Origin of the sequence: Mucilaginibacter metallidurans (assembly GCF_003286435.2) — a bacterium.
GTDB lineage: Bacteria > Bacteroidota > Bacteroidia > Sphingobacteriales > Sphingobacteriaceae > Mucilaginibacter > Mucilaginibacter gossypii.
Genome location: NZ_CP043449.1, coordinates 3,219,589 through 3,234,334, shown reverse-complemented (window position 1 = coordinate 3,234,334; position 14,746 = coordinate 3,219,589). Strand labels below are relative to the sequence as shown.

General features: G+C 42.4%; 12 protein-coding genes. 8 read left to right on the top strand and 4 right to left on the bottom strand.

The window, feature by feature from the left end; all coding sequences use genetic code 11:
- Window positions 1-72: 72 nt before the first annotated feature.
- Window positions 73-1,416, bottom strand: a complete 1,344-nt coding sequence (locus DIU38_RS13740) for an FAD-binding protein (RefSeq protein ID WP_112655343.1) — start codon at window positions 1,414-1,416, stop codon at window positions 73-75.
- A gap of 252 nt (window positions 1,417-1,668) precedes the next feature.
- On the opposite strand from DIU38_RS13740, the gene DIU38_RS13735 reads away from it, so the two are divergent.
- From DIU38_RS13735 to ligD, 4 genes are all read left to right on the top strand, one after another.
- The gene (locus DIU38_RS13735; protein ID WP_167516170.1) at window positions 1,669-2,313 is read left to right on the top strand and encodes a carbohydrate-binding family 9-like protein; all 645 of its coding nucleotides are present in this window, start codon (window positions 1,669-1,671) and stop codon (window positions 2,311-2,313) included.
- Window positions 2,314-2,344: 31 nt separating this feature from the next.
- Window positions 2,345-3,640 (top strand): sugar MFS transporter, encoded by a 1,296-nt coding sequence (locus DIU38_RS13730; RefSeq protein ID WP_112655339.1) that lies wholly within the window; start codon window positions 2,345-2,347, stop codon window positions 3,638-3,640.
- A 496-nt stretch (window positions 3,641-4,136) separates the two neighbouring features.
- Window positions 4,137-4,313, top strand: a complete 177-nt coding sequence (locus tag DIU38_RS13725; protein ID WP_208057812.1) for a DUF3606 domain-containing protein — start codon at window positions 4,137-4,139, stop codon at window positions 4,311-4,313.
- A 7-nt stretch (window positions 4,314-4,320) separates the two neighbouring features.
- Complete coding sequence (gene ligD / locus DIU38_RS13720; RefSeq protein WP_112655335.1) at window positions 4,321-7,047, top strand: DNA ligase D; 2,727 nt, start codon at window positions 4,321-4,323, stop codon at window positions 7,045-7,047.
- Window positions 7,048-7,178: 131 nt separating this feature from the next.
- Here the strand turns inward: ligD and DIU38_RS13715 are convergent, their stop codons facing one another.
- Window positions 7,179-7,685 carry a hypothetical protein gene (locus tag DIU38_RS13715; RefSeq protein WP_112655333.1) on the bottom strand — a complete coding sequence of 169 codons (507 nt, stop codon included), beginning with the start codon at window positions 7,683-7,685 and terminating at the stop codon, window positions 7,179-7,181.
- 208 nt (window positions 7,686-7,893) lie between these two features.
- On the opposite strand from DIU38_RS13715, the gene msrA reads away from it, so the two are divergent.
- The 3 genes from msrA to DIU38_RS13700 all read left to right on the top strand — a co-directional run bounded on the left by msrA (window position 7,894) and on the right by DIU38_RS13700 (window position 10,197).
- Window positions 7,894-8,502, top strand: a complete 609-nt coding sequence (msrA, locus tag DIU38_RS13710) for a peptide-methionine (S)-S-oxide reductase MsrA (RefSeq protein WP_090526174.1) — start codon at window positions 7,894-7,896, stop codon at window positions 8,500-8,502.
- Window positions 8,502-9,020 (top strand): peptide-methionine (R)-S-oxide reductase MsrB, encoded by a 519-nt coding sequence (msrB, locus tag DIU38_RS13705; protein ID WP_112655331.1) that lies wholly within the window; start codon window positions 8,502-8,504, stop codon window positions 9,018-9,020. The genes msrA and msrB overlap by 1 nt, the downstream gene beginning before the upstream one ends.
- A gap of 145 nt (window positions 9,021-9,165) precedes the next feature.
- On the top strand, window positions 9,166-10,197 hold the full coding sequence (locus DIU38_RS13700; RefSeq protein ID WP_112655329.1) for a class I fructose-bisphosphate aldolase: 1,032 nt from the start codon (window positions 9,166-9,168) through the stop codon (window positions 10,195-10,197).
- A 46-nt stretch (window positions 10,198-10,243) separates the two neighbouring features.
- Here the strand turns inward: DIU38_RS13700 and DIU38_RS13695 are convergent, their stop codons facing one another.
- Window positions 10,244-11,341: an alginate lyase family protein gene (locus DIU38_RS13695; RefSeq protein WP_112655327.1), complete on the bottom strand. Its 1,098-nt coding sequence runs from the start codon at window positions 11,339-11,341 to the stop codon at window positions 10,244-10,246.
- A 7-nt stretch (window positions 11,342-11,348) separates the two neighbouring features.
- Window positions 11,349-12,911, bottom strand: a complete 1,563-nt coding sequence (locus DIU38_RS13690; protein WP_167516169.1) for a M20/M25/M40 family metallo-hydrolase — start codon at window positions 12,909-12,911, stop codon at window positions 11,349-11,351.
- A gap of 206 nt (window positions 12,912-13,117) precedes the next feature.
- On the opposite strand from DIU38_RS13690, the gene DIU38_RS13685 reads away from it, so the two are divergent.
- Window positions 13,118-14,404 carry an esterase-like activity of phytase family protein gene (locus DIU38_RS13685; RefSeq protein WP_112655325.1) on the top strand — a complete coding sequence of 429 codons (1,287 nt, stop codon included), beginning with the start codon at window positions 13,118-13,120 and terminating at the stop codon, window positions 14,402-14,404.
- Window positions 14,405-14,746: the final 342 nt, after the last annotated feature.

Sequence of the window (14,746 nt, the reverse complement as noted above, 5' to 3'; positions counted from 1 at the left end):
TAAAGCAAAATGCATGAGGCTAAAAGCTAATAAATTGATTTTTTAATTAGCAGCAGCCTTAGCCCATTGATTTCAGGAAGTATAAAGCTCGTTTGCTAAAAATTGGTTTCTGAATTTTCCATGCGGATCGTATTCGGCTGCCAGGGCTTTAAAAGCATCCATCTTTTCATAACGTGCCGCTAATGTTTTAGCAGGGATGGTAAAGATTTTACCCCAGTGCGGTCTTGCTTTAAACGGAGAAAGCTCCCGTTCAATTTGAGGGAGCAATTTCAATACAGCGTCTGTTTCCTGTTTCCAGGTAAAATGGATAGCCACCGATTTTTGATTATGGGCAGGGCTCATCCACAGGTCATCAGCGGCAATGGTGCGGATCTCGGTAATAAAAAGATGGGGGCCAATCTGCTTCCTTAATCGCGCCACTGCTTCGATAGCTTCAACGGCATGATCAAAAGGCACAAAAAACTCTGATTGCAGCTCCTTTCCGCTGCTCGGTGTAAAGCCCATTTTAAAATGTGGCAACCGCTCATACCATGGCCCCGGAACGCCCATTTGCTCGGTGCAGTTTTCGGCAGAAAGTCCTATAATTGGGTGCAGGTTTTTTGTAGCTGCTTTTGCTCCGTAAAATTCCTTCAGGTTTTCATCTTTATCGGTACCCATCCGGCTTTTTATCCAAACTTCGTTAATATGGTCACTTTGCCAGTCGGTAAACAGGCTAACACTATACCCGGCCGAAACAATTTTTTCAAAATGCTGCTTTAGCTCGCTCATAGGTAAGCCTGTAAATACATGCTGTTTCATCATGTAAGTTGGTTGTATTTGAAGGGTAACTTTGGTGATTACCCCCAATGCTCCAAGCCCAACCACGGCCGCATTTAACTTTATCGAATCTTTTGCTTTTGAAAGATGAACGATACTGCCATCAGCTTTAACAATTTCCAGCCCCACTACTGCGCTTGATAGGTTGCCGTTTTTTACGCCCGAGCCATGTGTTGCTGTTGTAATTGAGCCTGCTACTGATATATGGGGCAAAGAGGCGAGGTTATGCAGGGCAAAGCCCTCTTTATCGAGATGCGGGGCAAGCTCGCCGTATTTTATACCTCCTTCAACCGTAACTGTATGATTTTGCCTGTCGATGGATACCACTTTGTTCAGGTCGCGTGTGGAGAGCAGGTTATCTTTACTGTCTGCGATATTATTAAAGCAATGCCTGGTGCCCAATGCTTTTATTTTATCGTGTTTTTTAATAAGCTGCTGTACCTCTTCAACCGATTTTGGGTAAAATACATTGCCTGTGCTGTAAGTTAAATTACCCGACCAGTTTTGCAGGCGGGGTTGTTGCGCGAATGATTCGAATGATGATAATAAGGGAGACGCCATCAAGGTAGTACTTAATTGAATGAAAGTTTTTCTTTTCATAACAAATTGGTTAGTACAAGGTAGCTAATTATTAAGCAGAACTGAAAGAGAAATTGCAGGTGTTTCTCTGGTAAGTACAAGGATAGAAAAGTTTTTATATTTTTTTAATAAGTAAATGTAGATTATTAAAAAATTTATAAACTTTTTATTTATTTTGGTGGAAAAATTAACATTAGCCTGTTAATTCTGCATGAATCATTGATTTGGGATGCGCTTTTAGTAAATTGAAACTAAACATTTTATAAAATAACAGTGAAGGAAGTTTACGCCCCCTTTATTCCGGGTACTTACAATGAAAATAACCTTGATGAGCTATCGGTTTTGCTCGAAAAAGGAAAAAAGTACGTTATCGATAATCTTTTATGGAGCGATACCGGATATTTCCCATCAGTTAATTTTTCAATAGCTCATGTCGAAAATGGTGTCGCCCTAAAATATTTTGTAGAAGAGCAGTATACCCAGGCAACTTATAAAACAGTAAATGATCCTGTTTATAAAGATAGCTGCGTAGAATTTTTTATAAGTTTTGCTGACGACCCAAATTACTACAACCTGGAATTTAATGCCCTCGGGACTGCATTGGTTGGCTTTGGTAAAGACCGCAATGGAAGGCTGGCTGTACCTGATGATACGGTGAGTGGCATAAAAGTATTAAGTAAGATAAATTGGGCTGAAGATTTAGCCAGTTTTAATAAATGGGAGTTAACGTTGCTGGTTCCTTTTGATGTTTTTATTTATCATGATATTCAAACAGTGAATGGCATAACCAGCCGGGCAAACTTTTTTAAATGCGGCGATGACCTGCCCGAACCGCATTTTATAAGCTGGAGCAACATCGATAGCCCTGTACCTGATTTTCATTTGTCGCAGTTTTTTGGTACGATAAAGTTCATTTAAAATAAAATACCTCTAAATAAAATAACATACTATGGCCCAGGCAACAAGTTCAGTAATCGAATCGCCGGTAAAAAGATCAGCGATAAACCCAATTGTAATTATCGGCACTTTATTTTTCATTTTTGGTTTTGTTACCTGGATGAACGGAACACTCATTCCCTACTTAAAAATAGCGTGCGAGCTGAGTACCAAGGAAGCATATTTTGTAACTACGGCTTTTTATATTGCTTACGTTGTTATGGGTATTCCCGCCGGAAAAACCATCAAAAAGTTTGGATTTAAAAACGGGATGGCCATAGGGTTGTTTGTAATGGCCATAGGTGCATTGATATTTATCCCCGCTGCAATGACCCGTACTTACGGGATATTTTTAATTGGCTTGTTTGTTCAGGGCACCGGGCTAACTGTGCTGCAAACTGCTTCTAACCCCTATATCACTATTTTAGGGCCTGTCGAAACCGCTGCCCGGCGGATCAGTATCATGGGGATTTGTAACAAGATCGCCGGCGCTTTAGCACCTGTTATTTTGGGTACTGTAGTACTCGCCAATATTGATTCGATAACCGAAAAGCTTAAAACTTTAAGTGCAGCAGAAAAAGCACTGGAGTTAAATGAGCTGGCATCAAGGGTGATTATGCCTTACAGTATCATGGTGGTAGTTTTGATTTTGCTGGCCATCCTTATTTATTTTTCGTCATTACCCGAGATCAACACCGAGCATGAAGACGAAACCGTAGCTGCCGCAAATACCAATAAAACAAGTATTGTACAGTTTCCGCATTTGATGCTTGGCGTAGCAACCCTGTTTGTTTATGTAGGTGCCGAAGTTATTGCTGGCGATTCAATTTCACTTTACGGCACTTCTCAACATATCCCATTATCAACAGCTAAATTTTTTACATCATGTACTTTGATCTCCATGATCGTTGGTTACCTGGTTGGTGTTTTCTGTATCCCGAAACTGATCACACAACAAAAAGCTTTGGTAGCTTCGGCAATTTTGGGTATCATTTTAACCATTGCAACGTTATTAACCCACGGCTATGCATCGGTTTTTTGTATTGCATTGCTTGGTTTGGCCAATTCGTTAATGTGGCCTGCTATATGGCCGCTGGCATTGGCCGGCTTAGGCCGCTTTACTAAAATAGCATCTTCATTATTGGTTATGGGTATTGCGGGCGGCGCTGTTTTACCCCCACTCTACGGTTATTTTTCTGAAAAATTTTCGGCGCAGTCTGCCTATATTTTACTTGTTCCTATTTACCTGTTTATCCTTTATTATTCCACAATAGGGCATAAAGCCGGCAGGCAAAACATAAAAGCCTGATCGTAACATTCTTTTAAGCGTTTTATCTAAAAGCCTGGGAAGCGAAACTTCTCAGGCTTTGTTGTTTGAAACTGTCCTGAATGCGATTTAAAAACTGTTTATAGCACCAATAAAAGGTTGGTTGTTTGCCGCTAATAATCGTTATATAATCGTCGATACTCGAAATATAGTCAATTTTAATTAGTGGTATCTATGTAACATGCTGATATTTAAACAGTTGATAAACGGCACGCGGTATGCATAAGTTTTTTACAGCAAACCAAATTAAAACATCTAAAAAAATAACTATGGAAACATTTATATTCTGGGTAACCCGCTCGGTATTGCTTGCCTGCCTTGCCATACTGGTTTATATGATGATGCCAAACTACACCGAACAAAGTGATGAGTGGGAATAAGCATGTGTCGATTAATAAATTTTATTACAATAATTTATTAATTAATAATCAAACCTTTAATTGGCCGATCTGTTAATATATCAATCATAAAACTAATCATGAACAACAGGAACAAAGCGGGATTGCATGACAACAGCCTCATCAATACCAGCGAAAATTATGAGGTTGAGTATTGGGCAAACAAATTTGGTGTTCGCCCGGAAAGATTAAAAACAGCGGTACGTGCCGTTGGGAATTCAGCCGCCGCGGTAGCCAAATTTTCGAACAACAAATAGTATCACTATGAGCCTGGAAAAATATGCGGAAAAACGCGATTTTAGCAAAACCCGTGAACCTAAAGCGGGGAGGAGCAAGGACAAAGACCATCTGATGTTTGTGATCCAAAAGCATGATGCTTCGCGTTTACACTATGATTTCAGGCTTGAAATGGATGGCGTGCTGAAAAGCTGGGCTATACCCAAAGGCCCTTCAACCGATCCTAAAGTTAAGCGCCTTGCTATGATGGTTGAGGATCATCCTTTTGACTACCGGAATTTTGAAGGCCTCATCCCCAAAGGTGAATATGGCGGCGGTACCGTTATAGTTTGGGATGAGGGTACTTATGAACCCATTGAAGAGATCAAAGGCAAAAAGGCCCAGGAAAAACACCTGCTTAAACAACTCGAGGCCGGCTCGGTGAAGATCAAGCTCCATGGCGAAAAGCTGGAGGGTGAATATGCCCTTGTTAAAACCCATGGTATGGGCGAAAACGGCTGGCTGCTCATTAAGCACAATGATCAATTTGCGTCAGGTAAAGATATTACCAAAAAAGATAAATCTATTCTTTCCGGCAAAACCATTGAAAGTATGGAAAAAACCAGCGAAAAGGTTTGGCAGCACGGGCATGAAGAGGATGTAGAAAAGCCTGAAAAAACAGGTAAAAAAAAAGTCCCGAGCGAACCCGTTGAACAACTGGAAAAGAAAGTAGACACTAATGATACGGAGGATTTTGATGTTGAGCAACTTCTGAAAAAAGCCCCTGAATCAAAAGCGCCAACTAACATAAAGCCAATGAAGGCCACCCTTGTAGACGAGCCTTTTGATGAGCCCGATTGGCTTTACGAGGTTAAATGGGATGGCTACAGGGCCATTGCCATGATCGACAAGAAAGGAGCGGAGCTGATCTCCCGCAATAATCTTCCTTTTGATAAATATTATCCAATTAATAAATTGCTGAAAGACTGGCAGATCAATGCAGTAATTGACGGAGAGATCCTGGTATTGAACGATAAAGGAGTCTCCGATTTTGGAGCGCTGCAAAACTGGCGGAGCGAGGCCGATGGCAATTTGGTTTATTACGTTTTCGATATCCTTTGGTACGAGGGCAAAAACCTGATGGGGTTACCACTTAAACAACGCCAGGCTATCTTAAGTGCGGTTCTGCCCACCAATGATGAGCGCATCCGTCAAAGCAAAGTGTTTGATACAGGCGGGATCGAATTTTTTAACGCCGCCGAAAGGATTGGACTGGAAGGTATTATCGCTAAAAAAGCCAGCAGTGTTTACACTTCCGATCTTCGCTCAAAAGAGTGGCTTAAAATAAAAGTGCAGCGCAGGCAGGAAGTGATCATTGCCGGCTTTACCAAAAATGCGGGCACTTCCAAATCGTTCAGCGCGCTGGTGCTTGCTTTATATGATGATAAGGGCAAACTACAGTATGCCGGTAAAGTGGGTACAGGCTTTTCTGATAAACTGCAGAAAGAAATGATGGAACAGTTTAAGCCGCTTATTACCGATAAAAGTCCGTTTGAGGTGGAGCCTGATGTGGATAAGCCATCAAGGTTCAGGCCGCAGCGCTTAGGGGCTAAGCCCACCTGGCTTAAACCAGAATTGGTTTGCGAGGTGGCATTTGCTGAGGTAACCGGCGATGGGGTGTTCAGGCAAGCCTCTTTTAAAGGGATGCGTAGCGATAAAAAAACAAAAGATGTTGTACTGGAAACTCCGAAACATACAGCCGAAACGGTTGAGGAAGCCGAAGGAGCTGATAATGATACACACGCTAAAGCCATTAAACCAGTAAAAAATACTGACCGGAAAACTCTGCTTAATCCTAAAGATGAAACCCAGGTACGCAAAATTTGCGGACATGAGCTTAAATTCACACATCTAAGCAAAGTTTACTGGCCCGAAGATGGTGTAACCAAGCGGGATATGTTCAATTACTATTACCAGGTCGCTGAATATATCTTGCCTTATTTAAAAGACAGGCCAATGTCGCTTAACAGGTTTCCTAATGGCATTCATGGGCCAAGTTTTTACCAAAAGGATGTGAAAGGTAAAGCCCCCGATTGGATCACTAAAACTTTCCCGTACACCACCAGCGAAGGGGAACATAAAGAATATTTAGTAGGTTCTGATGAATCTTATTTACTATGGATGGCATCACTGGGATGTATTGAAATGAACCCCTGGTTTAGCCGGGTACAATCGCCGGACAATCCTGATTACTGCGTGGTCGACCTCGATCCGGATAAAAACACGTTCGACCAGGTGATCGCGGCTGCTTTGGAGGTAAAAAAAGTGCTTGACGCTATAGATGTACCTTCATACTGTAAAACATCGGGATCAACAGGGATGCATATTTATATCCCGTTGGGCGCGAAGTATGATTATGATCAGTCACAGATGTTTGCGCGGCTCGTGGTGGGCATTGTTCATAAGCAAATTCCCGATTATACAAGTTTGGAACGTATGGTAGCCAAGCGAAATGGTAAAATGTACCTTGATTTTCTGCAGAACCGTCCGGGAGCTACAATAGCGGGGCCGTATTCCTTGCGACCTAAACCTGGTGCTACTGTTTCTATGCCCCTGCATTGGGACGAAGTGAAACCCGGGCTCACCATGAAAGATTTTACCATTTTTAATTCCATCGACCGCCTTAAAGAAACCGGCGACCTTTTTAAAGGTGTACTGGCAAAAGGCATCGACCTGGAAAAAACTATTAAGAAGGCGAAGAGTGTGTTTGAGTAAGCTATGTTAATCTATAGCAAAAAAATATCATTGAAAAGAACGAAGCAATCCCAATACAGAACGGCCTTGCAAATCGGGGGTTGCTTCGTTCATCGGTAATCATATTATCCTATCCTCATATATTTTAGTTGCTAAGCCACAGCAGCCGATAGTATTATCCCATTATGTGCATTCACTACACCGTTGGCATAGCCATTATTGTCTATGAACATCTTTTCGTTTTCTATCAGGAAATGCGCTCCGCCAACAAAGAAATTTCCTTTAATGGTTAATACGTGATCAGGATGCTGCGCGTGGATCTCATTCAGCACATGGCTTGATAAACCGCTGTATTCATGCGGGTCGAACTGGTAAACGTCCAGCACAGGCTCCGCGTGTCCGGGTTGAAATATCTTAACACGGCCTTTAGTTACATCAAGGCGTATATCAGCGCCGTTTTCATTGGCATTATCACTTATCCTGATGGTTTCGCCGTTAGGAGCGTTGATATTGGCCTCAATGGTAAGCACTTTGCCCTTTTGCTCATTATAAAATGAAAGGATCCTCAAAAACTCAATATTACTAAGCCCATCGCTATAAGTAAGCGTATTTTGCTCGCACAAAAATATGGTAGTCCCAAAAATGAATGCATGTTTCATGACGGAAATTTTAATTGGTTAATTGATATTGATACAATTAGCAAAATCTCAAAATGTTTTAAATTTCCATTATTCTTTCGAAGTAAAACAGCATGTTTTGTCAAACAACTATCACAAAGCATTAATATGGTAATTTTGCTCAACGCTACCCATGTTTTTTACGTTAGTTGCTATAGATACGCATCGTATTAAAACCTATATGTTATACATGAAAAAAATAACTTGTTTCATAGCTGTACTGTTAACGGCTTGTTTTTCTGTTTCGGCATCTGCCCCTAAAAAAGTGTTAGATACCGCTACTTTTGCTACAGGGTGCTTCTGGTGCACCGAAGCTAAATTTCAGCAATTAAAAGGGGTTGAAAAAGTGATCTCCGGATTTTCCGGCGGGCATGTGGCCAACCCATCCTACGAGTTGGTTTGCACTGGTACAACCGGTCATGCAGAAGCTTGCAATATCATCTACGACCCAGCAAAAATTACCTATGACGAGTTGCTGGCTGCATTTTTTGTGGCGCATGACCCAACGCAATTAAACAGGCAGGGTAATGATGTAGGCACACAATACCGGTCGGCTATATTTTATCATAATGCCCGGCAAAAGCAAAAGGCCCAATATTACATTACGAAGCTGAACGCCGAAAAAGCCTATAAAGATCCGATAGTGACACAGGTAGTCCCCTACAAAGCTTTTTACAAGGCCGAAGACTATCACCAGAACTATTTTAACCAGAACGGCAGTCAGCCTTACTGTAAATATGTGATCCAGCCCGAGCTGGAGAAGTTTAAAAAAGTATTTAAAGATAAACTGAAGCAATAATGAAAGCGGTATTTATGATAGCAGCGCTGTTGTTTTTTACAATGGGAATGTTTGCACAGCAGGCAAAGACAATAAAGGGGCACGAAAATAATCCTTATTACTCCAATACAGATACCCGGCATTTAAATGTATCGAACGCCGAGTGGAAAAAAATCCTGCCGCCTGCTTTGTACGCCACCGCGAGAGAACAGGAAACCGAACGGGCGTTTACCGGTAAATACTGGAATAAAGATACTAAAGGCACTTATTACTGCGCGGTATGCGGTAATAAGCTTTTTCGCTCGGATGCCAAATTTGCAAGCGACTGCGGCTGGCCGAGTTTTTATGAACCCGTGCGCAAAAACAGTGTAATTTATAAAGAGGATAACTCGTACGGCATGCAGCGTACGGAGGTGATCTGCGCCCGCTGTGATTCGCACCTGGGGCATATATTTGATGATGGTCCGCCGCCAACACATAAAAGGTTTTGTATGAACTCCGTTTCTCTTGATTTTGTGCCTGAGGGATTTGGACTGTAAGCTGGCCTGACAATTATTAACGACCGGTTCGTTACATAAATTTACCTGCTAAAGTCATCCACAAGTAAACCTGCAATATTCTCTTTGCCGCTTGAAACAAGTATGAATTAACTTGTGTTATTCACCAATAATCAAGCAATCACTTATGGAACTGCAAAGCCTGAAATATATCGCAAAACAGCTTATGGCCGGTAATAAAGGCCTTTTGGCAATGGACGAAAGTACTAATACCTGTAACAAACGTTTTAAAGCGCTGAATATCCCGCAAACGGAAGAATACCGCCGCAAATACCGCGACCTGATCGTGAACACGCCGAAGCTGGAAGAAGCCATTAGCGGGGCCATTTTGTTTGATGAAACCATAAGGCAAAGCACCTCGGATGGTAAACTGTTTGTTGAGATCCTGAAAGAAAAAGGAATTATCCCAGGTATCAAAGTGGATGAAAGTGCGAGGGACATGGATGGTTTTCCCGGCGAAAAAATAACTGAAGGGCTTGATGGTTTACAGGAGCGTTTAGCTGAATATTATAAGATGGGTGCGCGTTTTGCCAAATGGCGGGCGGTTATAACCATAGGTGAAAATACCCCGACAAGTGGAAGCATCAAAGCCAATGCTTTTCTGTTGGCCCGCTACGCGATTATTTGCCAGGAGGCAGGTATTGTGCCTATTGTGGAGCCCGAAGTTTTAATGGATGGAGATCACTCGCTTCAAACCTGTGCCGAAGTAACCAACGAGGTTTTACACACAGTATTTAACCAGTTGTACCAGCAAAGGGTAAATTTTGAGGGTATGATATTAAAGCCCAATATGATAGTGCCTGGTATTAAAGCTGCCCAACAGGATAGTGCTGATGTGGTGGCCGATGCTACCATCAATTGTTTTTTACGCTGTGTGCCTGCCGCTGTGCCCGGTATCGCGTTCCTTTCTGGCGGGCAATCTCCCGAACTGGCCTCCGAACGATTAAATGCCATGCATGTACGTTTCAGGGATAAAATGCCATGGGCATTAACTTTTTCATATTCAAGGGCTGTACAGCAACCTGCCCTCGAGAAATGGGGAGGTAAAGATGAAAATATTGAAGAGGCACAAAAGCTGTTATATGAACGTGCCTATATTAATACCGTAGCCCGTGATGGCAAATATACACCGGAGCTGGAGAAGCATCCGGTAGCATAAAACATAAACGCCGCCTTTTTCGGGCGGCGTTTTTGTTGGCTTGTTTTTATAGCCCCTTAACTTTGTAATGGGTATAGGTAGTAAAACCTAAAAAAGTATTGTCGATAGGGACACCAAGCGGTGCTTGTAAATCTCTTAAATATTTTAAGTTACCGGTATTGTAGTAGCCATAGGCAACCTCAACTCCCGGAAAAATTCGGCTGTTTAAGTTGCAGTAATCGCAGCCGGTTTTCTGCTCATAGGCTTTCCGCATAAAATCATATCCAAGACTGATGTTTTTATTGCCGATCGCCCATAAACTGCTATCTCCCCTTATTTTGGCGATGGCAGCAGCATACACATAGGCCGTTAGCGAATATTGGTAATGAACGCAATCTTTACGAACGCATAGTTCAGGCAGCGTACCGTCTGGCTGAATGATGTTGGGCAACTCTTTTACCAAAAGATCGTAGCCCTCCCGGTAAGCTGTCTCGTCATTTAAAAACACGCCAATAGCCATTTTTGCATAACCTGCTGATGCATCCCAGTTGTTTTTATAATCGGGGATCTTGCTGATGTAATTATCCTTTACATTGATAAGATATTTATTAAACTGCTCAATGTCAGCAGCCGTCCATCCCGCAGATTTACCCTTAACTTTATAATACCTGATAATCTCGGCGGCAGCAACAAAACTCGGGGTAGTCCATGATGCTTCAAGATCGGGTTGGTTTGGATTGGTTTTTCCTTCCAGCAGGCCATAGTCTTTAAATGCATATGCCCAGCCATTAAGTAAACCAATTGCCTTTTTTGCATAATCAGCGTTACCGGTAGCAGCCCAGGCCAGTGCGAAAGCGTAAACCAGTTCGCAATCTTTTCTGATCTGCGTTTTTGACGGTGATGTAGCCCCATTTGAACCTACAACGATGGTGGATGGGAACGACGCCGGGTACTCATGATCTTTAATAAAATCCAGCACTTTTTGATAGGCTGCTATACGCATGGTGTCGCCGGCTTTCAGCCGGGCACTGATAAAGTCCAAATTGGCCCTGGTATTTAAAATACCAGGGTGCACAAATTGGATTTTATTATTTTCCTGAGCTTGCAGACCAAGGCTTAAGAGCAGCAACAGAAATGCCAACATAGGCGTTTTATTATATCTCATCTTCAGCCTACTTATCCAATCCGCCGCGGCGCGTTGCTTTAACTTGTGCAGGCCATTTAATGCCTTCGGTTTTGGTGTTAACGGTTTTTTGTGGGTCTTCACTTGCCATGTAAGCCATGATTGCCGCTAAAATGGCGTTGTTTTTCAGATCGTCAAAAACAACTTTATCATAAGTATCGCGGTTGGTGTGCCAGGTATATGATCCGTACGACCAGTTAAGCGAACCCAAAGAAAAGCCGGGTGCACCAACAGCTACAAACGATGCAAAATCAGACCCGCCACCGCCTGGCTGACCAGGAAATACAGTTTTGATCCGGTTTTTGATGGTATCCGGTACAGCGGCAAGCCATCTGCTTAAATAATCCTTAGCTTCCACAAAACCCTGCCCGGTAAGGTTTACCACGCGGCCGGTACCATTATCCTGATTAAACAGGGCTTGCAGATTACTAACAATTTCGGGATGGTCCTCAACAAAAGCACGTGAGCCGTTCAGGCCTTCCTCTTCGCTGCCCCAATGGCCTACTAATATGGTACGTTTTGGGTGTGGATAGAATTTTTTCAGCAGGCGCATGGCTTCCATCATGGTCAAAGTACCTGTACCGTTATCGGTAGCACCCGTGCCCCCGTCCCATGAATCAAAGTGTGCGCTCAGCATTACATACTCATTGGGTTTTTCGGTGCCTTTGATTTCGGCAATGGTATTAAAGGTTGGCACTACACCTAATTCTTTTGATTCGCAATGAATACTAATCACCGGCTTGTTGCCCGATTCACTCAGGCGGTAAAGCATACCATAATCTTCCAATGCAATATCAACCGTAGGCACAATTTTGGTATAGGCAGCAAAGATCTTATCAACCCCAAATCCGGCCGACCAGTTATTGGTCAGGATACCTGCCGCGCCCGCATTTTCCAATGCTACAGGCAAAGTTTTATTGGTAAACCCGGTTTTGCTGATGCGTTTTTTCCAGGCATCGGTTTGGGCGGTACGCTCGGCCTTCATTTTTTCAAATGATTCCTTTAATGCAAACTCCTGCCAGTTATAATCGGGCCTGCCGGTTGGCTGCAGCATGGAGATCATTACAAATTTACCTTTAACATTGGGCAGCCATTGCTGAAAAGCTACTGAGTCAGCCACGTCCGGCAGAATAATTACCTCGGCAGTAGTGGTCTTTTTACCCATGCCCGGGCTCCAGGCCAGTTGCGTGCCTTCTAATGATTTTGCCCTTGGCGATACCATATCAATATGCGAGATCCCGCGTTCCCACCCGCGCCATTCGCCCCATTTTTCGTTTTTTGCCTGGATGTCCCAGCTTTTGTATTTAGCAACCGCCCAGTCGTTTGCCTGTTTCATTTGCGGCGTACCAACCAAACGGGGGCCGATACCATCAAACAGCTCATGCGCCAGCTTTTCCAGTTGCGAATTGGTGGTTTCTTCGGTCATGATGCTGTTTATAACCGGGTTAGTTGATTGTGCCGAAGCTATGCCACTGCAAAGCAGCATGCTAAGAACAATAGGCTTTGCCTTGTTCCAAAGGTTGTTGCAGGTATAATGGTAAATATGTTTCATAAGGTTAAAAATATGAAAAAGCGGATGAGGTAATACGTTTTATCTTAAATGATATTGGTAAGTAACATAAATATTGCAAAATGTTGAGTTGTTGATATCTTAAGATTCGATATAATTTGTTCCTGTAGGTTAAATTATTGTTATAGAATTAACAATAGGTTTACATGTGGCCGATTCCTTTGTAAAACTAATCGATCACTTATCAAATGAAAAAACAATTCCTCAGCGTCATCGCGTTATCCGCGGCGATCCTTTCTTCCTGCCACGATGATAATAAGATAAATCCATTCAGCTATCCTGATATGGCCGAGGCGCAAAACCCGGCTATCCTTTTCACCACTGCCGACGGTGTAAAGGTTTATAACGGCGGCTTTGGATCCGCAGTGGCAGCAGATCCAAACCAGAAAGATGTATTTTACATGCTTACCGACCGTGGTTCAAACGTGGCCGGGCAGACAGTCAATTCCATCATCATCGGTAAACCAGATTTTGATCCGCAGATAGGTAAATTCAGGTTAAAGGATGATAAATTGGTATTGGAACAAACCATAGAGTTAAAAAATGCCAACTGCGGGAAATTAAATGGTTTACCAAACCCCGCCGGAATGGGTGCTTCGGGCGAAATTCCATTTGATCTGAGCGGAAATCAGTTATCTCCAAGTGCCGATGGTATTGATTCGGAAGGTTTGGTTCTGGCAGCCGACGGTACTTTTTGGGTAAGTGACGAATACGGTCCGCATATAGTACATTTTGATGCCAGTGGCAAAACCATCGAACGCATTAATCCTTTCGGTACCGGAACTGGCGGCCGTAAAATTCCCGCGGTATTTGCTATCCGGAGGGCAAACCGCGGTATGGAAGGGTTAGCCATCACACCCGATGGCAAAACACTGGTTGGCATGATGCAATCGCCAATGTATAATCCATCTAAAGCAAAGGTTGCTAACTCAACTGTATTGCGCATCCTTACCTTTGATATTGCAACGGGCAATACAAAACAGTATGCTTACCTTATGGATAATACTTCATTAACAGGCGTTAGTGACATAACCGCTGTTAATGCCACTACATTTTTAACTATTGAACGCGATGGTAAGTTCGGAGGTGCACCTACCGATGCCGCTACGTTTAAAAAAGTATTTAAAATAGATATCAGCAATGCTACCGATATCTCCGACCCCGCAAACGGTGCTAACGGCAAATTATATAACACCAAAACTGTTGAAGAGCTTAATGATGCCGCCGGTTTGCAGGCCGCCGGTATTACTCCGGTTACCAAAACACTGATGCTCGATTTACTTAAAGATTTGCCAAAGGTATATCCTCACGATAAAGCCGAAGGTTTGGCTTTATTGCCTGGTAATATCCTCGCTATATCAAATGATGACGATTTTGGTGTTGCTGATAACGGTAAAAATGGCTTTGCAGCTAAAATACTGCCAGCTACCAATTCGCTTGACAGGAACAGGATCTATTTTGTGAAGCTAAAATAGGGGATTTAAAAAGTTAAAAATGATCAATGCCTTCCGGTGTTAACCGGGAGGCATTTTTGTTTATACAACCTGCAGAACGTTAGGGCAATGTTTTAAAATCAAATCAATTTTATTGTTAAAATAACATTTATTCGGTGATTTAATTTTAACATTGATATGTATTATTTTATCATGATGGCGATAATATATTGACTTTTGATTTTGTTTTCAAGTTTTAACTAATTGATAATTAGCTATTTGAAATTTTTAATTTCTATTTTTAACTTATGTTAAAATAATACAAAAAACCACTCGTATCGTATTACAATCGATTGTTACCTCTGGCTACTTTTACTTAGCATA

Bases quoted from the DNA above. Each gene is read 5' to 3' on its own strand.
- DIU38_RS13740 (WP_112655343.1), bottom strand. From the start codon at position 1,416: ATGAAAAGAAAAACTTTCATTCAATTAAGTACTACCTTGATGGCGTCT.
- DIU38_RS13730 (WP_112655339.1), top strand. From the start codon at position 2,345: ATGGCCCAGGCAACAAGTTCAGTAATCGAATCGCCGGTAAAAAGATCA.
- DIU38_RS13725 (WP_208057812.1), top strand. From the start codon at position 4,137: ATGAACAACAGGAACAAAGCGGGATTGCATGACAACAGCCTCATCAAT.
- ligD (WP_112655335.1), top strand. From the start codon at position 4,321: ATGAGCCTGGAAAAATATGCGGAAAAACGCGATTTTAGCAAAACCCGT.
- DIU38_RS13715 (WP_112655333.1), bottom strand. From the start codon at position 7,685: ATGAAACATGCATTCATTTTTGGGACTACCATATTTTTGTGCGAGCAA.
- msrA (WP_090526174.1), top strand. From the start codon at position 7,894: ATGAAAAAAATAACTTGTTTCATAGCTGTACTGTTAACGGCTTGTTTT.
- msrB (WP_112655331.1), top strand. From the start codon at position 8,502: ATGAAAGCGGTATTTATGATAGCAGCGCTGTTGTTTTTTACAATGGGA.
- DIU38_RS13700 (WP_112655329.1), top strand. From the start codon at position 9,166: ATGGAACTGCAAAGCCTGAAATATATCGCAAAACAGCTTATGGCCGGT.
- DIU38_RS13695 (WP_112655327.1), bottom strand. From the start codon at position 11,341: ATGAGATATAATAAAACGCCTATGTTGGCATTTCTGTTGCTGCTCTTA.
- DIU38_RS13690 (WP_167516169.1), bottom strand. From the start codon at position 12,911: ATGAAACATATTTACCATTATACCTGCAACAACCTTTGGAACAAGGCA.
- DIU38_RS13685 (WP_112655325.1), top strand. From the start codon at position 13,118: ATGAAAAAACAATTCCTCAGCGTCATCGCGTTATCCGCGGCGATCCTT.